Here is a 19,365-nt window from a genome sequence, read left to right as displayed (position 1 = left end):
CGGATCACTCCACCCAGTCGCCGCCGCGCATCACCCGTACCACGTTCAGGTCGTCGTCCAGCACCACCAGGTCGGCGCGCAGCCCGGTGCGCAGCGCGCCCACCCGGTCGCCCAGGCCGATCGCGCGGGCCGGGGTGGTGGCGACCATCCGGCAGGCGTCCGGCAGGGCCACACCCGCGCCGACCGCGTGCCGCAGCGCCGCGTCCATGGTGAGCGTGCTGCCGGCGATCGCGCCGTCGCGGCTGAGCCGGGCCACCCCGCCGGCCACGGTGACCGCCTGGCCGCCGAGCTCGTACTCGCCGTCGGGCATGCCGGCGGCGGCCATCGCGTCGGTGATCAGCGCGGCCCGCTCCGGGCCGGCCACCGAGGTGGCGAAGCCGAGCATGCCGTCGTGCAGGTGCACCCCGTCGGCCACCAGCTCGCACACCACGTTCGGGGCCTCCAGCAGCGCCACCACCGGGCCGGGCTCGCGGTGGTGCACCGGGCGCATCCCGTTGAACAGGTGGGTACCGACCGTCGCGCCCGCCGCCACCGCCGCCCGGGTCTGCTCCCAGGTGGCGTCGGTGTGCCCGACCGCCGCGACCACGCCGTGCGACACCAGCAGCTCGATCGCCTTGGTGGCGCCGTCCCGCTCGGGAGCGATGGTGACCATGCGCACGGCACCGCCGCCCAGCTCGATCAGCTCGCTCAGCTCGGCGGTGGACGGGTCGCGCAGGAACTCCGGGTTCTGCGCGCCGCAGCGGTCCGCGGACAGGTACGGGCCCTCGAAGTGGACGCCCGCGAGCACGCCGGACTCCACCAGCGGGCGGTAGGCGGCGGTGGCGTCGCGCATCAGCTCGAACGGGGAACTGACCAGGCTCGCCAGCAGCGTGGTGGTGCCGTGCCCGAGGTGGAACGCGGCGGCCTGCCCGGCCGACTCCGCGTCGCCGGTGGTGAACGTGTGCCCGCCGCCGCCGTGGGTGTGCATGTCCACGAAGCCCGGCACGATCCAGTGGCCGTCGCGCACCGACGGATACTCGGCCACGGCGGTGATCCGCCCGTCCGCGATCTCCACGCAACCCTGCCGGATGACGCCGGTCGGGGTCACCACCTTGCCGGTCACGCGCCGGGTCATCGACTCTCCTTCGCCAGGGTGTCCAGGGCCAGCAGGGCGGCGCCCAGGCAGCCGGCCTCGTCACCGAGGTCGGCCGCGACCAGGCGCGGCTCGCGGTGGAACGTCAGCCGCTCACGCAACGCCGCCCGCAGCGGGTCGAACAGCCGGGGACCGGCCTGGGCCAGCCCGCCGCCGAGCACCACTGTCGAGACATCGTAGAGCGCCTGCCCGGTGGCGAGTCCGTCGGCGAGCGCCTCGACCGCCTCCTGCCACACCTCCACGGCGAGCGGCTCACCGGCCGCCGCGCGGTCGGCCACCTGAGCGGCGGTGGTGGGCGCGCCGGACAGCTCGGCGTACCGGCGCCCGATCGCCGAGGCCGACGACACCGCCTCCAGGCAGCCGGTCCGTCCGCATCCGCAGCGCGGGCCGCCGGGGCGTACCAGGATGTGGCCGATCTCCCCGGCGGCGCCGTGCGCGCCGGTGGCGGCCGACCCGTCGACCACGTGGGCGGCGGCGATGCCGGTGCCGATCGCGACGAACAGCACGTGGCCGGCGTCCCGCCCGGCGCCGAGCCGGGCCTCGGCCAGGCCGCCCGCCCGCACGTCGTGGCCGAGCGCCGCCGGCAGTGCCAGCCGCGTGCCCGCCAGCTCCCGCAGGGGTACGTCCCGGAAGCCCACGTTCGCCGACCAGACCGCGACTCCGCGCGCCTCGTCGACCACTCCGGGTACGGCGATGCCGCAGGCCACCGGCGTACGGCCGTCGGCGCGGGCCTTGCCGGCGAGTCCTTCGGCCACGTCGAGGATCGTGCCGACCACCGCCTCCGGGCCGCGCTGCGCGCCGGTGGCGTGCCGTTCGGTGTGCACAGTCGTGCCGTCCGGCCGGACCAGGGCGCACTTCATCCCGGTGCCTCCCACGTCCAGCGCGACGACGACCTCGTCGCCTGCGCTCATGCCATGGGCTCGCTTCGCTCGCTCATGCCATGGGCTCGCTTCGCTCGCTCATGCTGTGCCGGCTGGGCATGCGCTCACGGCCCTCGCTTCGCTCGGTGCGTTCGCTCATGCTGTGCCGGCTGGGCATGCGCTCACGGCCCTCGCTGCGCTCGGTGCGTTCGGTCATGCTGTGTCGGCTGGGCATGCGCTCACGGCCCTCGCTGCGCTCGGTGCGTTCGCTCATGCCAGGACCACGGACCGAGTCAGGTGACGCGGCGCGTCCGGGTCGAGACCGCGGCTGGTGGCGAGCGCGACCGCGAAGCGCTGGGCCAGGATCAGGTCGGCCATCGGGTCTACCGGGTTGCGGCCGGCCGACCAGCTCGTCAGCACCGTGCGCCAGCCGTGGGTGCGGCTGTGCACGAACGCGGCGCCGGTCGCGGCCACGTCCTCGGACAGGCCGTCCGGGATCTCGCCGAGCGCCCAGACCAGCCGGCCGGGCGCGGCGACCGAGATCGGGCCGTGCCGGTAGTCCATCGCCGGGTACGCCTCGGCCCAGAACGTGGCCGCCTCGCGGCACTTCAGCGCGGCCTCCTGGGCCAGCCCGACGGTCCAGCCGCGGCCGAGGAAGGTGACCTGCTCGATGCCGGCCGGGTCGATCGGCAGCGGGGCGCGTACGGCGACCTCGGCGTCGGCGGCCAGCCGCCCGAGGTCCTCGCCGAGGTGGGCGCGCAGCAGCGCGAGCGCGGTGGTGGCGAAGCGGGTCTGCACCACCGACCGCTCGTCGGCGAAGGGCAGCGCGACTGTGGCGTCGGCGAGCGTGACGGCGGCCGAGTCCGGGTCGCCGACCAGGACCGTGGTGGGGATCCGCCCGCGCAGCGCGGTGAGCAGGTCGAGCACCTCGGTGGTGGTGCCGGAGCGGGTGATCGCGATGAGCCGGTCGTAGTGGCGGCCGGCCGGGAACTCGCTGGCCTGGAAGGCGTCGGTCTCGCCCTGGCCGGCGGCCTCGCGCAGCCCGGCGTACGCCATCGCCATGAACCACGACGTGCCGCAACCGACCACGGCGACCCGCTCGCCGGGACGCGGCAGGTGCTCGGCGACGGTCGGGGCGAGTCGCGCCGCCTCCCGCCAGCAGTCGGGCTGGCTCGCGATCTCCGCGTGCACGTACGCCATGACAACTCCTCCCCAGGGGAGACCTTGCGCAATACGGCGCGATACGGCCGCCTTTCGCGCGTCATTCTGCGCGAAAGCTGGTGGTCGTGGCAACCGTCTCCCCGTTCGCGCAGCGCAGGGTTTTGCGCGGACCCAGTTTCGCGCACTAGTGTGCACGCAACCGATCACCGTTCACGCACAGTCTGGGGAGGGCCCCGCGGTGGACCGCTACGCGCGCTGGAACGCGCTGCTGGAGATGCTGACCGACAGCGGCCGGGTCAGCGTCGAGGAGGCGGCCGGGCGGCTCGACGTCTCCCAGGCCACCATCCGGCGCGACTTCGACCAGCTCGCCCAGCAGCAGATGATCACCCGTACCCGGGGTGGCGCGGTCGCCAACGGTGTCTCCTACGACCTGCCGCTGCGCTACAAGACCGCGAAGCACTCGGCCGAGAAGCAGCGGATCGGCACCGCCGCCGCGGCGCTCGTGTCGCCGGGCACCGTGGTCGGTCTCAACGGCGGCACCACGAGCACCGAGGTGGCGCGGGCGCTGGCGGTCCGCCCTGATCTCAACACCAGCGCCGAGGGTGCCCAGCTCACAGTGGTCACGAACGCCCTGAACATCGCCAACGAGCTGCTGGTGCGCTCGCGGATGAAGGTGGTGGTGGCCGGCGGCGTGGTCCGGCCGAAGTCGTTCGAGCTGGTCGGCCCGCTCGGCGGGGCGCTGCTGCGCGAGGTCACGCTGGACGTGGCGCTGCTCGGCGTGGACGCGATCGACCCGCAGCTCGGCGCCGCCGCGCACCACGAGGGCGAGGCGGCCATGAACAGCCTCATGGTGGCCCGGGCCAAGCGGGTCGTCGTGATAGCCGACTCGTCGAAGCTCGGTGGGCACGCGTTCGCCCGGATCTGCCCGGTGGACCGGGTCGAGACGCTGGTGACCGACTCCGGCGCGTCGCCGGACGTCGTGGCGGCGTTCCGCGAGGCGGGCGTCCACGTCGTCTGCGCCTGACCTCTCCCGACACACCGACACTGCATACCGGGTATTGCCTTCCGGTGCATACCGCGTATGGTATCGCTGACGCCTACTTATCGGGGGAGGTCAGCTGTGTCGGCTGTCCTGGAGATCGAAGGTCTCCGCAAGACGTACCGGAGCCGGAAACGCGGGGTCCGCCACGCGCTCGACGGCTTCGACATGCGAGTCGAGGCCGGCCAGGTGCACGGCTTCCTCGGCCCGAACGGCTCGGGCAAGACCACCACGCTGCGGACGCTGCTCGGCCTGATCAAGCCGAACGGCGGCCGGATGGCCATCCTCGGCCAGGAGCTGCCGCACGCGCTGCCGGCGGTCGCCGGGCAGGTCGGCGCCATCGTGGAGAGTCCGCAGTTCTTCCCGCACTTCACCGCGCGGGACACGCTCGGCCTGCTCGCCCAGGCCGGTGAGCTGCCCAAGCAGCGCGTGGACGAGGTGCTGGAGCTGGTCGGGCTGCGCGACCGGGCCGGCGAGCGGGTCAAGACCTACTCGCTCGGCATGAAGCAGCGCCTCGCGGTCGCCTCCGCGCTGCTCAAGAACCCCAAGCTGCTGATCCTCGACGAGCCGGCGAACGGCCTCGACCCGGGCGGCATCCGGGAGATGCGCGGGCTGATGCGGGAGCTGTCCGAGGCCGGGATGACAGTGGTGCTCTCCAGCCACATCCTGGGCGAGATCCAGCTCATCTGCGACTCGGTCACCATCATCTCGCTCGGCCGCCGGGTCGCGTTCGGGCCGGTCGACCAGGTGCTCGCGGCCCACTCCCAGGGCGCCGTGCGGGTACGCCTGGAGGCGGTCGACGACCTGCCCCAGGCCGCCGACGCGCTCACCCGGGCCGGGGTCCAGGTGGCCGCCGAGCCGGACCACCTGATGCTGTCCGGCGTGGACAAGCCGGCCACCGTCAGCCGTCTGCTCGCCGAGCAGGGCCTGTACGTCAGCGAGCTCACCCCGGTCGCTGTCGACCTGGAGAGCGTCTTCCTCGAACTGACCGCCACCGCGCCGGTCCCCGGCCAGCACCGTCAGGTCGATCAGTCCGCCAAGGTCGACCAGACCGGCACCGCAGGAGGTTGGGGCGCATGAGCCTGTTCGTCACCGAGCTGCGCCGGCTCGGCAAGCGCCGGGTGACCCGGCTGATGCTCGTGCTGCTGGTGCTCGGCCTGGCCACCGTCGCGACCGCGTTCAGCTTCTCCAGCGAGAAGCTCTCGCCCGCCGCCGTGGCCGAGGCCGAGGCCAAGGCGAACAACGACTACCAGTCCGCGATGACGGACTGGAAGCGCACCGTCGCGGAGTGCGAGGCGGCCCAGGCGCGCGGCGAGAAGACCGAGGAACGGTACGGCCCGAACTGCGGCAAGGACTACCAGCCGCAGCCCGACATGTTCGAGGCGAAGTGGTACCTGCCGTACCAGTTCGACTTCCGGGCCGAGTTCCCCCTGTTCATCGCCGTGTTCGCCGCCTCCGTGGCACTGTTCGGCTTCATCGTCGGCGCCTCCTTCGTGGGCGCCGAGTGGAACACCGGCGGAATGATGAACCTGTTGCTCTGGCGGCCGAAACGGCTGACCGTGCTGGGCACGAAGCTGGCCGCCCTGCTCGCCACCGTCTTCGGCCTGACCGTGGTGCTCGGCGCGCTCTGGACGGCGGCGTTCTGGCTGATCGCCAGCCAGCGCGGCAGCACCGCGAAGATGACCGCCGGAGTGTGGCAGTCGATCGGGCTGGACGGGTTGCGGGCGCTGGGGATGACGCTGCTCGTGGCGGCGGTCGGGTTCGCGCTGGCCTCGCTCGGCCGGCACACGGCGATGGCGCTCGGCGCGGCGGTGGGCATCTTCGCGGTGAGCGAGATCGGCATCCGGATCGCGGTGGCGGTGCTCGGCGTCCAGTTCGGTGACCGGTACGTGCTGTCCACGTACGCACAGTCGTGGTTCCTGAAGCAGGCGGAGCTGTTCGACTACGACACCTGCCAGTTCTCCCAGGGCGCCTGCGAGCCGGCGACGTACGTGGTCACCTGGCAGCAGTCGGCGGTGGTGTTCGGCGTGGCGCTGGTGGGCGCGGTCGTGGCCGCGTTCTGGACGATGCGGCGGCGGGACATCGCCTGACCTGGTCCGCGCCGCCGGCTCCCCCGGCGGTGCGGACCCCGCGTCCGATGCGGCCGGGGGCGGCCCTGGTTACGCTGGGGCTCCCCCGGCCGGCGCGCTCCGCGTGCCGGTCACCCGCCGTCGGAGAGGAGCGCCATGTCCGCCGACGCCTCGCAGCGGGCCGCCGTCGACCGGTCCGGCCCGGCAGCGGGTACGCGCCACGCGGGCGGGACCGTTCCGCCGCCGCGCACCGCTCCGCCCGTCGAGTCCACCGCACCCTCGGAGCCGTCGGAGTCCGCTCGGCCCGCCGAGCCCGCCGCCGCCGGGCCCGCCTCGCCGCCCGTCGAGTCCGCCGCGCCGGTCGAGCAGGCCGGTCCGGATGCCGCAGATGCGGCCGGTGCGGGCACGACGCCCGTCGGCCTCACCGAGCGGGAGCAGCGGATCCTCGCCTTCGAGGCGCAGTGGTGGAAGCACGCCGGCGCCAAGGAGCAGGCCATCCGGGACACCTTCGGGCTCTCCGCGACCCGCTACTACCAGCTCCTCAACGTGCTGCTCGACCACCCGGCCGCGCTCGCCGCCGAGCCGATGCTGATCGGCCGGCTACGCCGGCTGCGGTCGTCGCGCGCCCGCAACCGGCGTCGCTGACCGGCGTCACTTCTCGTACGTGCGCAGCCCGTTGCCGATGGCGAAGAACGTCGGCGCCCATTCGCCGATAAAGATGCCCCAGCGGTCCGCCCGCGCCACCCCGGCGCGCTCCATGTGCTTGGAGAGGAACCAGCTGGTGACCGAGAGGCCGATGCTGACGAATCCGGCGAGGTAGGCGTGCTCCGCCCGGATGCCGCCCTCGTGCAACCGCTCCAACATCTCGTACCCCCTGTCACCGGGACCGACCCGGTCGCATCCGACGCTACCGAAGGTTGGGGGAAGATGACGCACGGTTACCGCGATCGGGGTCGGCGGCGGATGACCCGGCGCGGTCCGGGTAGGCGGCCGGCGACGACGAACGGAGGCCGACGATGGGGGCACCAGACCGCAGGTACGCGATCGGCAGCAGCCCGGCCCGCCCGGCCGCGCAGGCGCCGGTGATGCGGGTGCGTTCCGCCTCCGACCCGGCCCCCGGCCGGCCGGAGAACGAGGACGTGGTCTTCCGGTTCGGCCCGCTCGTCGGCATCCTCGACGGGGCCACGGTGCCCGAGGGCTTCGACACCGGCTGCGCGCACGGCCCCGCCTGGTACGTCCGCCACCTGGCCGCCCGGATCGGCCTGGCGGTCGCGGCCCGTCCCGCAGCCACGCTGATGAGCAGCCTCGCGGCGGCGATCCTCGCGGTACGGGCCGACCACGGCGGGACGTGCGACCTCGACCATCCCGGCACCCCGTCGTCCACCGTCTGCCTGCTCCGGGCCGGCGGCGACCGGGTCGACTACCTGGTGCTCTGCGACAGCCCGCTGGTGCTCGACACCGACCGCGGGATCGAGGTGGTCACCGACGACCGGCTCGCGGACGCGGTGGCGGACCTGCGTCGCAGCGCCGCCGCGCTGCCCGACGGCGAGACCGACCCGGCGACCCGGTTCCGGCGCGCGACGACCGTGCAGCGCACCCGGATGAACCGCACCCACGGCTACTGGGCGGCGGCGAGTGACCCGGACGCGGCGTACCACGCGCTGACCGGGACGCTTCCGCTGCGCGGTCCGGGTGCGCTGCGGCGGGCCGCGCTGCTCAGCGACGGCGCCTCCTGCGCTGTCGACCAGTTCGGCCTGTTCGACTGGGCCGGGCTGCTGGAGGTGCTGACGGTGGAGGGCCCGGACGGGCTGATCGACCGGGTCCGGGCGGCCGAGCGGGACCAGCCGGACCGGCTACGGCGACGCAAGCGCACCGATGACGCGTCGGCGGTGCTCTGCGAGTTCGACAGTCGGCCGTGACCACGCTCACGTCGGAACGACCGGTCGGATGACAACGCAGCGTGAGGCGGGAACACCCCGGGGGTACGACCGGACGAGGCGGTCGGCCATAGCGGCAATCCCTCCCCAAAGGGGTGGACGACCCGGACCACGCGCGGCAGACTGCGCGACGTGACGGGTGCTGTACGGCTGGAGCCGGTGGACGAACGGAACCTGGAACCGTTGCTCTCCGTAGCGGCGGCTGAGGCGGAACCGGAGGACGTCATGCCTCCGGTGGACGCCCCGGCGGGCTGGTCGCTGGCCCGCCGTGACGCGTTCCGCGAGTTCCACCGCGCCAACCTCGGCGGGCTGAACGGCCCGACCGGCACCGCCATGTACGCGATCGTCTCCGGCGGTGAGGTCGTCGGCATGGTGCGGATGACCCGCCGGGACGAGCCGGGAACCGTGGAGACCGGCATGTGGCTCGGCCGGTCGGCGCGGGGCCGGGGCCTCGGTGCCGCCGCGCTGCGGCAGTTGCTGCACGCCGCCGCCGCGGCCGGGATGCACACGGTGGTCGCGGACACCACGCCGGACAACGCGGGCGCGATCTCGGTGTTGCGCAGATGCGGCGCGGAACTGCGTACGGAGGACGGCAGACTGCACGCCCGGATGTCCCTGGACTCGGCCCTGCCGATCCGCTGACCCGTTTCGTTCCCCGATCACGTTTCTCCTGCTCAGAGCCGCCTCACCGGGCGGTTTCGTGCTCGCACGGAAGTGTTTTGCCGAGGGGGTGACGGGTACTGCCCGCGTCTCCGGGACCCGACCTCCCCGGGGAGCGCGGAGGAGAGCGGATGAAGAGCGGATCACGGGTGGCGTTCGCCGTCGGGTTCGGCTACCTGCTGGGTCGCCGGAAGAAGATGCGTACCGCGTTGACGCTCGCGGCGGCGGTCGCCGCCGGGCGGGCCAGCCGACGCCCGGGTGGCCTGAAGCAGCTCGGCGCGGACCTGATGGCCGCGAACCCGCAGCTGCGCAACCTCGGCGGGCTGGCGCCGCCGCTGGTGGCCGCGGGCCGGGCGGCCGCGACCGCCGCCGCCGGCAACGGCATCGACGCGATCGGCGGGCGACTGCGGGAGGGCGCCGGCGCGTTGCGCCGCAGGACCGGCGCGGGCCGGCCGGACGCCGAGCGGTCCGGGCCGAACAAGGACCGTTCCGGGCCGGGCGCCGAACGTTCCGCGCCGGACGAGGAGCAGGAGCTGGACGACCAGCCCGCCGCGCCGGTGCCGGCCCGAGCCGATCGGGGGCGGTGAGCCGTGGCGACGGGCAGCCTGGCCGACCGGGCCCGCGACCAGATCGGCGGCGAGCTGCACAATCTCGCCACCGCCCTCGGCGAGCGGGCCGTGCAGGTGGTCACCGACCGGATCACCGACGCCACCGGACGCCTGAGCGAGTACGCGAAGCGGGGCGGCGACCCGGGCCTGGTCGCCGCCGCCACCGGCGCGCAACGGCTCGCCGAGGGCGCCTCGCCGGTGACTGCCATGTTCCGGGCCGGCCTGGCCGGCGGTAAGGAGAAGCTGATGGCGGCGTTCGGTCGCAGGCGCGGCCGGGACGGCGGCCAGAAGCTCAAGGTCACGAACATCGTCGAGACCGTCGAGGTCGGCGTGCCGGTCCGGGCCGCCTACAACCGGTGGACGACGTTCGGCGACTTCCCGAGCTTCATGAAGAAGGTCGAGCAGGCCGACTGCGACGCCGACGAGAAGATGACCTGGAAGGCGCAGGTGCTCTGGTCGCACCGGAGCTGGGAGTCGACGATCGTCCGGCAGATCCCGGACCGGCTCATCCACTGGCGGTCGACGGGCGAGAAGGGCTCGGTCGACGGCACCGTCAGCTTCCACGAGGTCGGCCCGGAGCTGACCCGGATCCTGGTCGTGCTGGAGTACCACCCGCAGGGCTTCTTGGAGCACACCGGCAACCTGTGGCGGGCCCAGGGCCGACGGGTCCGGCTGGAGCTGAAGCACTTCGTCCGGCACGTGATGACCCGGACCGTGCTCGACCCGGACGCGGTCGAGGGCTGGCGCGGCGAGATCGAGGACTCCCAGGTGGTCAAGGACCACGAGACCGCGCTGCGGGAGGAGCGGGGAGACGCCGGGCCGGCGGACGACGAGTACGCCGCCTACGACGAGGGCAACGACTTCGACGACGACGAGTACGCCGGCGAGCCGGTCCTGACCGAGCCGGAGCGTGCCCGCAGCCGGACGGCTCGCGGGCAGCGCGAACCCGAGCGCCGCCGCCGTGTAACGGAGCGCCCCCGCCGCCCCGCCGCCCGCCGCCGCGACGAACGCTGACCGGTCAGGACCGGCCGGCGGCGTACGACTCCAGCTGCGCGAGCTGCACCGGGTCCAGGGACGGGCGGACCCGGTTCCGGGCCGCCTCGACGTGCGCGGCGGTCACCGTGCTCGCCTCCAGCGACTCCCGCATGGCTGCCAGCGCCGCCTCCCGGACCAGCGCGGTGCAGTCGGCGGCGGAGAAGCCGTCCAGCTCGGCGCCGAGCGCGTCGAGGTCCACGTCCGGCGCGAGCGGGACGTCCCGGGCCGAGGCGCGGAGGATCTCCGTGCGGGCCGGACCGTCCGGCGGCGGCACGTAGACCAGCCGTTCCAGCCGGCCGGGACGCAGCAGCGCCGGGTCGACCAGCTCGGGGCGGTTCGTCGCGCCGACCACCACCACGTTGCGCAGCGCCTCCACCCCGTCCAGTTCGGTCAGCAGCGCCGCCACCACCCGGTCGGTCGTACCGCCGTCGGTGGCCTGCCCGCGTACCGGGGCCAGCGCGTCCACCTCGTCCAGGAACACCAGCGTGGGCGCCGCCTGGCGGGCGCGGCGGAACAGCTCCCGGACCGCCCGCTCGCTCTCACCCACCCACTTCGACAGCAGCTCCGCGCCCTTCACCGACAGCACGTTCGCCCGCCCGGAACCGGCCAGCGCGGTCACCAGATAGGTCTTGCCGCAGCCGGGCGGACCGTAGAGCAGCACCCCGCGGGGCGGCGTCACGCCCAGCCGGGCGAACGTGTCCGGGTAGGTGAGCGGCCACAGCACCGACTCGGTGAGCGTCTGCTTGACCTCGTGCAGCCCGCCCACGTCGTCCAGCGTCACCGACGCCAGCTCCAGGGTGGACGCGGACATCGTGGTCGGCCGGACCACCTCCAGCGCTGCGGTGAAGTCGGCCATCGCCACCGTCGGCGTCTCCGCCGCCTTCTGGCGCAGCGCCGCGCGTACCCCTGCTTCGCGGACCAGCGCCGCCAGGTCCGCCGCGACGAAACCGGGGGTACGGGCGGCCACCTCGTCCAGCCGGACGTCACCGGCGAGCGGCACCTCACGGGTCAGCACCGTCAGCTGTTCCCGGCGCAGCGCCGCGTCGGGCAGCGGCACGGTGATCCGCAGCGCGAGCAGGTCCGGGCCGCGCAGTGCCGGATCGACCGCCTCGGGGCGTCCGCTGGTGCACACCACTGCGGTACCGGCCCGCAGCGTCTCGGCCACCACCTGGCGGAACACGGTGGCCAGCGGGCCCGGCTCGTCGGCCGGGGCGATCGACTCCACGTCGGTGACCAGCAGCACGGCGGGGCCACCGGCGCGTACCGCCGAGGCCGCCTCGCGCAGCCGGCGGGCCGCCGCGTCGTTGCTGAGCGCTGCCAGTTCCGGTGCCCAGAGCGGCCGTACGCCCGCGCCGACCTTGGCGGCGACGGCACGCACCAGCGCGGACTTGCCCGAACCGGCCGGGCCCTCCACCAGCACGCCGAGCGAGACGGTGGTGCCGAGCCGGCCCAGCACCTCACGGTGGTGGAAGCCCAGGTCCAGCAGTTCGGTCAGCTCCTCGGCCTGGGCGCGCAGGCCGGGCAGTTCGTCCACGTCGGGCGCGTCCTCCGGGCCGAGCAGGTCCGGTTCCGTCCCGGCCGGGGTGGCGGGGGCGGAGACCCGCGCGGTGGGGTCCGAGGACGCCGGGCCGGAGCCGCGGGTGGCGGGACCGTGTTCCCAGCCCACCACCGTGTCCATGGTGACGAGCGCGCCGACCGCCGGTTCGGCCGACACGACGGTGAGCAGCGTGCTCGTCCAGGCGTACCCGACGGAACTGGCGAGACTGCGCCGCGCGGCCTCGATCAGGCCGCGCACGGCGGCGTCCGGCAGCACGTCCTGCGGCAGCAGCGAGACGTCGTCCCCGGCGGTGACCACCTTGCCGAGCAGCGCGAGCCGCAGCATCTCCGGCGGGACAGCGGCGACCACAGCGGCCGGGCCGGACACTGTGAGCCGGCGTGCCGGGGCCGCCGGCAGCGGGCTCACCGTGACCTGGCCGCCGGCCCGCAGGCCGAGGTTGCCCAGCAGCAGGTCGTCGGCGTGCAGGAGGGCGCCGCTGGTGCTCGGCTCGGCGGCGGCAGCGATGCCGGCGGTGACCCGGCGGCCGGTCAGGCGGACCGGGTCGCCGGGGCGCAGCGCCAGCGCGGTGAGCACCTCGGGATGCAGGCGTACCACGCCGCGGCGGGCGTCGAGCGCGGCCGGCCGCAGCGTCGCGGTCAGGGTCAGGTCGGGTTCGGCCACCCGCCGACAGTAGCCGCCCCGATCATCGGTTGCCGGTCAGCGCGGGCCCGGATCGTCCAGCAGCGAGGGGTCGCGCCGGATCATCTCGGCCAGCCGGGCCGCCGGGTCGGACTCCAGCGGGTCGTGGCCGGGCGCCGGCACCGTCTTCACCGACATGGGCCACGCCGGCGGCGGCGCGGGCGGCGCCGCCGGCCCCACCGTCACCGCCGTGCCGGACCAGGAGACCCGCAGCGGGTACGCCTGCTCGCCCAGTTCCACCCGCAGCGTCACGGCCAGCCCCGGGTGCTCGGCCACCACCCGTCGGACCGCCTCGGCGACCTCCTCGACCGGGTCACGCCGCACCGGGGCCTCGCCACCGCGCAGCCGGTACGCGCCGTGCCCCGCCCGCCCGTCGCCCGGCTCGTCCGCCGCCTCCGCGGGTACGTCCCGCTCGGGCGTCCCGGCCGGTTCGCCGGGCATCGGTGCCCGGCGGCGCAGCGCCTCCTCGCGCCGTGCCATCCGGGCCAGTGTCTCGTCCAGATCACCTCTCATGGCGTCCACCCCTTCGCCAGACAACGGATCGAAACGACTGCCGGTTCAGCCTGCCCGGGATCGGGTGGCCCGGTCCAGCGCGCGGTCCAGGACGACGAGCAGGGCGTCCCGCACCGAGAGGCGGTCCCGCGCGTCGAACTGCACCAGCGGCACGTGCTCACCGATCGCCAGCGCCCAGCGGATCGACGGCAGGTCCAGGGCCAGCCGGCCGTCGAAGGCGTTGACGCCCACCGCGAACGGCAGCCCGGACCGCTCGAAGAAGTCGATCGCCGGGTAGCAGTCGTCGAGCCGGGCGCTGTCCACCACCACGAGCGCGCCGAGCGCGCCCCGGGCCAGGTCGTCCCACATGAACCCGAAGCGCGCCTGTCCGGGCGTACCGAAGAGGTAGAGCTTCAGGCTGCGGTCGATGGTCACGCAGCCGAAGTCCATGGCCACGGTGGTGGTGGTCTTGCCGGCGACCCCGCCCGGGTCGTCGATGCCGATGCCGGCGGTGGTCATCTCCGCCTCGGTGGTCAGCGGCGCTATCTCGGAGATCGCACCGACGGTGGTGGTCTTGCCGACCCCGAACCCGCCGGCGATGAGGATCTTGACCGGGATCGGCGGCCGGGGCGCCGGCACCCGGCTGACGATCGGGGCCGGTTCGGCCGGCGGCACACCCGGCGGCAGGTACGGCAGCGGCGGCGTGGGCGGGGGTGGCGTGGCCCGGCCGATCAGCGGCGCCGGGCCGCCGTAGCGGCTCGGGGCGCTGTTCGCGGCCGGCCCGCCCGTGGCGGCCACCGGCCATTCAGGAGATCGCACGAAGTCCATCAATCACTCGCAGGATGATGTCGGGATCGAGGGCGTCGTCGACGTCCGCGACGTGCACGTCGAGATGGCCGGCGGCCCGGAGGTCGCCGACCAGCACCCGGGTCACCCCGAAGTGCATCCGGGTCCGGGCGGAGATCTCGGCCACCGAGACGGGCTCGGCGCAGATCGCGACGATCGCCGCCAGCTCCGGGGCCAACCGGGCGGTCACCGCCCACGAGGTGCTGCCCGGACGAGCGGTGACCTGGGTCTCCAGGCCGATCGCCGGGTCACCGTCCACCCGTCCGGAGGTCAGCACGAAGGGGCGTGGGCCGGTCGGCTCCCCGTCGCCCGCGTCCGGCTCCGGCACCGGAGCGGACGCGTTCAGGAAGGGGCGGATCCGGACGCCGGGCTCCGGCTCCGGGTCCGCGCCGGCGGCCCCTGGGATCATTGCTGTACGGCGTTCTTCAGCTCGGCGATCAGCCGCGGACTCAGAGCGCCGCCGGCGCGTCCGGCGAACAGCGTCATCTCGTACGCCACGGTGCCCAGGTTCGCGGTGCGGTCGGCGACGACGCCGAGGACCGAGCCGCTGCTGATCGCGCTGATCAGCAGGTATCCCTCGGCCATGTCGACGATCACCCGGTTGAGCGCGCCGAGCGCGTACCAGCTCGCGGCGCCCCCGGCGAGGCTGGTCATGCCGGAGACCACGGCGGCGAGCCGTTCCGCGTTGGACCTGTCCTTGATCGCGGACATGGCCATCAGCAGCCCGTCCGAGGAGACCGCGATCGCCTCCATCACCCCGGCGGTGCTGGAGGTGAACGAGTCGAGCAGCCAGTTGAAGGTGCGTGCCTCGGGACTGAGGTCGCCGGTGGTGCTCTGTTCGACGTTCTCGTGGAGGAAGGGGCTGGTCACCGTGATGGGTCCTCTTCGTAGCGGCGGTCGGTACTGACTTCGCGCAGAGCACGGGCGACGCCCGCCTCGAATTCGCTGATCCGGTTGCGGACCTCGACGGGATCGCCGGGGTCGGAACTGGTGGGGGGCGCGGACTGTGCCGGGGAGACGGACAGGTTCGCGCCGGGCACCCGGCGGCTGAGCCGGGGCCGTTCCGTCGCCGGGGGCGTGGGATCGACCGCGCCCTCGGCCCGCCGTACCCCGTCCTGGAACGCCTCGACCAGGGCCCGGACGCTCGACGGATCCGCCGGGACGCCGATCAGTGGACCGCCGGTGGCCGGTCCGGCCGGTCCGGCGGGCGGGGCGGCCGGCAGGTTCGCGCCGGGCACCCGCTGCCGGATCGGCGACCGGGTACCGGGGCGGCCGGCGGGCGGGCCGACCGGGTTGGGCCCGGTCGGCGCCGGCACGGCCGGGGGTGGCCCGGCGGGCGCCGGCGGGCGGGCGCCACCGGGCGGCGGCGCGAGCCCTGGGCGGTGCTGCGGCGCGAGCCCGGGACCGTGCTGCGGCGCGAGCCCGGGACCGTGCTGTGGCGCGAGCCCGGGACCGTGCTGTGGCGCGAGCCCGGGACCGTGCTGTGGCGCGAGCCCGGGACCGTGCTGTGGCGCGAGCCCGGGACCGTACTGTGGCGCGAGCGCCGGCCCGGTGGACGGCGCCGGGGCCGGACGGCCGGTCGGCGGCGTCAGGGTGGGGCCGGCCGCCGGCCCGGCGGCCGGGGGAGCGGCCGGGGCCGGGCCGGCGACCGGTGCCGGCGGGGAGACGTGCCCGGGACGCGCCGGCGGTACGGCCGACGGCGGCCATACCGGTGGCGGACCGCCGGTGGCCGGACCGGCGTCCTCGTCCGCCTCCGCGGTGTCGGCCTGGTGGCCGAAGGCGTTCCACGGGTCGCCGCTGGACATGCTGCGCGTGGCCCGGCTCAGCAGTTCGGCGTCGAAGCCGGCCGGCGCCTCGACGACCGCCGGCTCCGGCTCGCGGGCGCCGGGTACGGCGGCCCGGCCGGCGCTGACGCCGACCGGTTCGGGACGGCGGATCACGAGTGAGGCGCCCGGGATCTCCAGGGCCGCGGTGACGCCGCCACCGGGGGTGTGGCTCAACTGGACGCTCCAGCCGTGCCGGCGGGCCAGCCGGCCGACCACGAACAGGCCGAGCACCTCGGTCGGGGCGAGGTCGAGGCGTTCCCGCCGGGTGAACCGGGCGTTCTCCTCGGCCATCCGGTCCCCGGTCAGGCCGATGCCGTGGTCGACCACGACCAGCCGGGCTCCGCCGTCGGTCAGCTCGCCGGTCACCACCACGCGGGTGTGCGGGGGCGAGAACGAGGTGGCGTTCTCCATCAGCTCGGCGAGCGTCAGCACCAGGTCACCGGCGATGGCGGGGGCCGCCGCCACGCCGGGCGGGACCTCCACGTCCACGCGGGTGTAGTCCTCGATCTCACCGAGCGCGAGTCGGACCACGTCGGCCAGCGGCACCGGGGCCACGTGGCCGTCCGAGCCGGTGGCGCCGGAGAGCACCACCAGGCTGCCCGCGTTGCGGCGCAACCGGCTGGAGATGTGGTCGAGCCGGTACAGGTGCTCCAGGCGGCCCGGGTCGGTCTCCTGCCGTTCCAGCCGGTCGATGAGCGCGATCTGGCGGCCGACCAGGTTCTGCGTACGGCGGCCGACGTGGCCGAACATCTGCGCCACGTTGCGCCGGCCGGCGACCTGCCGCTCGACCAGCCGGGCGGCGGTGTGCTGCACCCGGTCGAACGCGCGGGCCAGGTCGCCGATCTCGTCCCGGGCGCTGACCTCCACCGGGTCGAGGCGTACCGGGGGGACCGTCTCGGACTCGTCGTCGGCGACGCGGGTCAGTTCGGCCTCGGTGACCCGGGCGACCCGTTCGGCGGAGCGGGTGAGCCGGCTCAGCGGCCGGGCCACCGTACGCGCCACGGTCATGCTCAGCAGCACCACGACGAGCAGGATCGCGGCCGCCGCGAGGCTGACCAGCCAGGCCGCGGTCAGCGCCTCCCGTTCCCGGGCGCGGGTCTCCGCGATGACGTCCGCGACGACCTTCTTCTCCACGAACTGGCCCAGCGTGATCATCGACCGGGCCGACGGGAACAGCACGTCCAGCGGCACCGGCGCGATCGCGCCCTCCGGGTCGCGGAGGCTGTCCACCAGGAACGTCGGGCTGGTCCGGGCGGCCACCGCGGCGTCGTCCAGCTGGGCCACCTTGAGCTGCTCGGGCGTGATCAGCTTGCGGAACCGCCGGTTGTCGACGTTGAGCGCCGCCATGCAGGCCACGAACGCGCGGGCGACCTCCGGATTGCCTGTGGCCTTGACCAGCACGATCTGGGTGGTGCACGAGCTGAGGGACTCGTCGACGCGCAGCAGCGCGTCGAGGGCGAGCACCTGCCGCCCGGCGGCGGTGTCGGTGTCCACCCGGAAGGGCAGCCGCAGCGCGTCGATCAGGGCGGTGTCGACCTCGCCGAACACGGTCAGGATCTGCTGCGGCGTGGCCCGGCCGGCGAGCGTGGCGTTGCGGACGTCCTCCAGCCGGCGTACCCCGTCGAGGCTCTCGCGGACGGCCGCGGGGAGCGGCTCGGCGCGCAGGTCGGCGACCCGGTCGTCGACGGTGGCCGACTTCTGGATCAGCTCGGTGCGGCTCACCCGCCGCAGCAGCAGGCCGATCGAGAGCAGGCGTTCCTGCTGGAGGTCCTGGACCAGGCTGCCGACCCGGCTGGCGACGCGGACGGTCTCGGCGGTGTCGGCGGCCCGCTGGGCCGTGGACACCCGGTCGATGACGACCGGTACGGCCAGGCCGACCATGCTGAGCAGCGGAATGATCACCAGCAGGGCGAGCTTGCCCCGGATGCGTAACCTACCGAGCAGCATCGAACGGCCTCCACCGGTCGGCGTCGCCACCGCGTCCCACCGCGACCGGCTGGCGGTCGGCCCCGGGCGCGTTCAGCGGTGGCTCCGGGTGGACGGTCGGCGCCGGGGCGGCCTCGGCCGGTTCCCGGCGGGACGGGGTGGCCCGGTTGCGGTCCCGGCGCAGCGCGGCCACGTGCAGCGCGACGATGCCGGCGATCAGCAGCACCGCCGCCCCGGCGGCGATCCGGCCCAGCAGCCGGTCCCGCTCCAGGGTGTCGAGCCGTTCCCGCAGCAGCGCGTCGAGCTGGTCGAGGATGACCGTACGGAGCTGCTTGGCGGCGTTCTGCGCGCTGATCCCGGCTTTTGTGAGCTGGTCGGTGCCCGGCGCGGACCGGCCGGCGCCGGGCGCCGAGTAGACGGCGAACGTCTCCAGGGACCGCTGGTAGGTGTCCAGCGGGGTGAGCACGTTGGCGCCCAGGTCGGTGCTCTCCGAGCTGTCCACCGCCGAGCGCAGGTCGGTGACCAGGTCGGTGGCCGGACCGAGCGCGGCGACCCGCAGCTCGGCCAGCTCGGCGCCCACCCGCGCGCGCTCGGCGGCGGGGCGCTTGGCGGACAGCCGGGCCAGGTCGACGAGCCGCCCGGCCAGCACCGTCGCGGTGGGCAGGTCCCCGCCGATGCCGTCCTGGAGGAAGAACGAGTCGGAGCGGGGGTCGCGGATCAGCCCGGAGCTCTCCCGCACCTTGCGGTAGAGGGCCAGCAGCAGGTCGGACGCCTCGCCGTAGGCCCGGTACGCCGCCTCGGGGTCGCCGATGCCGCGGTCCGGCAGCGCCTCCAGCTTGGCCCGCAGCCCGGCCCAGCGTTCGTGGGTGCGCAGCTCGTCACCGACGGCGTTGTCCACCTCCGCGACGCCCTCGATGGCGGCGGCGAGCGAGGCCCGGGAGACCGCCCCCTCGGCGACGGCGATGGCCTGGGCCTCCACCAGCGTGTCGGTGACCGGCCCGAGGGCGCGCAGGTAGCGGACGCCGAGCCGCTCCCGGCTCACCAGGTCGTGGTCGTCGGCGAAGTCGCGTTCGGCCTGGATGAAGATCAGCCCGAGCGGGGCCAGCAGCGCCAGCACCAGAACCAGGGTGAGCGTACGGCCCGGTACGGCGGGCCGCCGACGGACCCGCGACGCGGGGACTGTCATGTGTTCTCCTCCGGCGACGGCGGGGCGATCGGTGCCCCGGGAGGTCGCCGTACGCAGTCCCGTGCACCGGACCGGAAAAGTAGCCGAACCGGACGCGCGTGAGACCTCGGCCGATGAGTCGGCTTCACGTCAGTCCACTTTGGGTGACCCTGTGTCAGGGCGAAAGGTACGTAGCGTGTGATCGAGTTGCCGAGAAATGACATCGACGATGGTTTGCGCCTGTAGATGTGAATTCACGTGATCCGAATACGTCCCGCTGGGATGCTCTGGACCTTTGGCGGATGACGGACGCTTCGCGACGATCGGCGCAACCGGACAGACGTACGGCGGATCTCAGCGAATGCTCAGCCGC

At 74.5% G+C, this 19,365-nt stretch carries 20 protein-coding genes; 8 read left to right on the top strand and 12 right to left on the bottom strand.

All coding sequences use genetic code 11. The features are described 5' to 3' along the window. Positions 1-4: 4 nt before the first annotated feature. Genes nagA through SM452_RS03900 form a run of 4 tightly spaced genes read right to left on the bottom strand, consistent with a single transcriptional unit; the run spans position 5 to position 3,192 of the window. Positions 5-1,114, bottom strand: coding sequence for an N-acetylglucosamine-6-phosphate deacetylase (nagA, locus tag SM452_RS03915; protein ID WP_463839301.1), 1,110 nt, complete (start codon positions 1,112-1,114; stop codon positions 5-7). Continuing rightward, entirely contained in the window at positions 1,111-2,043 is a 933-nt protein-coding gene (locus tag SM452_RS03910; RefSeq protein WP_262013306.1) for an ROK family protein, read from the bottom strand. The genes nagA and SM452_RS03910 overlap by 4 nt, the downstream gene beginning before the upstream one ends. 22 nt (positions 2,044-2,065) lie before the next feature. After that, positions 2,066-2,266 (bottom strand): hypothetical protein, encoded by a 201-nt coding sequence (locus SM452_RS03905; protein ID WP_463839300.1) that lies wholly within the window; start codon positions 2,264-2,266, stop codon positions 2,066-2,068. Next, positions 2,263-3,192 (bottom strand): SIS domain-containing protein, encoded by a 930-nt coding sequence (locus tag SM452_RS03900; RefSeq protein WP_262013304.1) that lies wholly within the window; start codon positions 3,190-3,192, stop codon positions 2,263-2,265. The genes SM452_RS03905 and SM452_RS03900 overlap by 4 nt, the downstream gene beginning before the upstream one ends. A 199-nt stretch (positions 3,193-3,391) precedes the next feature. Between SM452_RS03900 and SM452_RS03895 the strand changes: the two genes are divergently transcribed. From SM452_RS03895 to SM452_RS03880, 4 genes are all read left to right on the top strand, one after another. Continuing rightward, a complete protein-coding gene (locus SM452_RS03895) occupies positions 3,392-4,177 on the top strand; it encodes a DeoR/GlpR family DNA-binding transcription regulator (protein ID WP_013288879.1) in 786 nt (261 codons plus the stop codon). Between the two features lie 96 nt (positions 4,178-4,273). Next, positions 4,274-5,272, top strand: coding sequence for an ATP-binding cassette domain-containing protein (locus tag SM452_RS03890; RefSeq protein WP_262013303.1), 999 nt, complete (start codon positions 4,274-4,276; stop codon positions 5,270-5,272). After that, entirely contained in the window at positions 5,269-6,282 is a 1,014-nt protein-coding gene (locus SM452_RS03885; RefSeq protein WP_355513651.1) for an ABC transporter permease subunit, read from the top strand. Before SM452_RS03890 ends, SM452_RS03885 begins: the two co-directional genes overlap by 4 nt. Before the next feature lie 135 nt (positions 6,283-6,417). Next, positions 6,418-6,906, top strand: coding sequence for a DUF3263 domain-containing protein (locus SM452_RS03880; RefSeq protein ID WP_355513648.1), 489 nt, complete (start codon positions 6,418-6,420; stop codon positions 6,904-6,906). A 6-nt stretch (positions 6,907-6,912) separates the two neighbouring features. Here SM452_RS03880 and SM452_RS03875 read toward each other — a convergent pair whose 3' ends face one another. Then, positions 6,913-7,125 carry a hypothetical protein gene (locus SM452_RS03875; RefSeq protein WP_013288875.1) on the bottom strand — a complete coding sequence of 71 codons (213 nt, stop codon included), beginning with the start codon at positions 7,123-7,125 and terminating at the stop codon, positions 6,913-6,915. A 152-nt stretch (positions 7,126-7,277) separates the two neighbouring features. Between SM452_RS03875 and SM452_RS03870 the strand changes: the two genes are divergently transcribed. The 4 genes from SM452_RS03870 (at position 7,278) to SM452_RS03855 (ending at position 10,480) form a co-directional block, all read left to right on the top strand. Then, the gene (locus SM452_RS03870; RefSeq protein WP_355513646.1) at positions 7,278-8,180 is read left to right on the top strand and encodes a hypothetical protein; all 903 of its coding nucleotides are present in this window, start codon (positions 7,278-7,280) and stop codon (positions 8,178-8,180) included. Between the two features lie 150 nt (positions 8,181-8,330). Further along, a complete protein-coding gene (locus SM452_RS03865) occupies positions 8,331-8,840 on the top strand; it encodes a GNAT family N-acetyltransferase (protein WP_262013299.1) in 510 nt (169 codons plus the stop codon). Between the two features lie 149 nt (positions 8,841-8,989). Then, the gene (locus SM452_RS03860; protein ID WP_355513642.1) at positions 8,990-9,445 is read left to right on the top strand and encodes a hypothetical protein; all 456 of its coding nucleotides are present in this window, start codon (positions 8,990-8,992) and stop codon (positions 9,443-9,445) included. A gap of 3 nt (positions 9,446-9,448) precedes the next feature. Next, positions 9,449-10,480 carry an SRPBCC family protein gene (locus tag SM452_RS03855; RefSeq protein WP_355513639.1) on the top strand — a complete coding sequence of 344 codons (1,032 nt, stop codon included), beginning with the start codon at positions 9,449-9,451 and terminating at the stop codon, positions 10,478-10,480. A gap of 4 nt (positions 10,481-10,484) precedes the next feature. Here SM452_RS03855 and SM452_RS03850 read toward each other — a convergent pair whose 3' ends face one another. The 7 genes from SM452_RS03850 to SM452_RS03820 are packed head-to-tail and all read right to left on the bottom strand — an operon-like array spanning position 10,485 to position 19,013. Continuing rightward, positions 10,485-12,719: an AAA family ATPase gene (locus SM452_RS03850; protein ID WP_463839299.1), complete on the bottom strand. Its 2,235-nt coding sequence runs from the start codon at positions 12,717-12,719 to the stop codon at positions 10,485-10,487. A gap of 36 nt (positions 12,720-12,755) precedes the next feature. Then, entirely contained in the window at positions 12,756-13,250 is a 495-nt protein-coding gene (locus SM452_RS03845) for a hypothetical protein (protein ID WP_262013295.1), read from the bottom strand. A 45-nt stretch (positions 13,251-13,295) separates the two neighbouring features. Beyond that, complete coding sequence (locus SM452_RS03840; RefSeq protein ID WP_262013294.1) at positions 13,296-14,057, bottom strand: GTP-binding protein; 762 nt, start codon at positions 14,055-14,057, stop codon at positions 13,296-13,298. Next, complete coding sequence (locus SM452_RS03835; protein WP_018787957.1) at positions 14,035-14,484, bottom strand: DUF742 domain-containing protein; 450 nt, start codon at positions 14,482-14,484, stop codon at positions 14,035-14,037. The genes SM452_RS03840 and SM452_RS03835 overlap by 23 nt, the downstream gene beginning before the upstream one ends. Beyond that, complete coding sequence (locus tag SM452_RS03830) at positions 14,481-14,945, bottom strand: roadblock/LC7 domain-containing protein (RefSeq protein WP_013288866.1); 465 nt, start codon at positions 14,943-14,945, stop codon at positions 14,481-14,483. The genes SM452_RS03835 and SM452_RS03830 overlap by 4 nt, the downstream gene beginning before the upstream one ends. Beyond that, positions 14,942-17,848 carry a sensor histidine kinase gene (locus SM452_RS03825; protein ID WP_463839298.1) on the bottom strand — a complete coding sequence of 969 codons (2,907 nt, stop codon included), beginning with the start codon at positions 17,846-17,848 and terminating at the stop codon, positions 14,942-14,944. The genes SM452_RS03830 and SM452_RS03825 overlap by 4 nt, the downstream gene beginning before the upstream one ends. Continuing rightward, a complete protein-coding gene (locus tag SM452_RS03820) occupies positions 17,835-19,013 on the bottom strand; it encodes a hypothetical protein (protein ID WP_463839297.1) in 1,179 nt (392 codons plus the stop codon). Before SM452_RS03820 ends, SM452_RS03825 begins: the two co-directional genes overlap by 14 nt. Positions 19,014-19,365: the final 352 nt, after the last annotated feature.

Source organism: Micromonospora sp. SYSU B005, from assembly GCF_055362685.1.
Note: the sequence above shows the minus strand (reverse complement) of the source record. Positions and strands in the feature narration are given on the sequence as shown.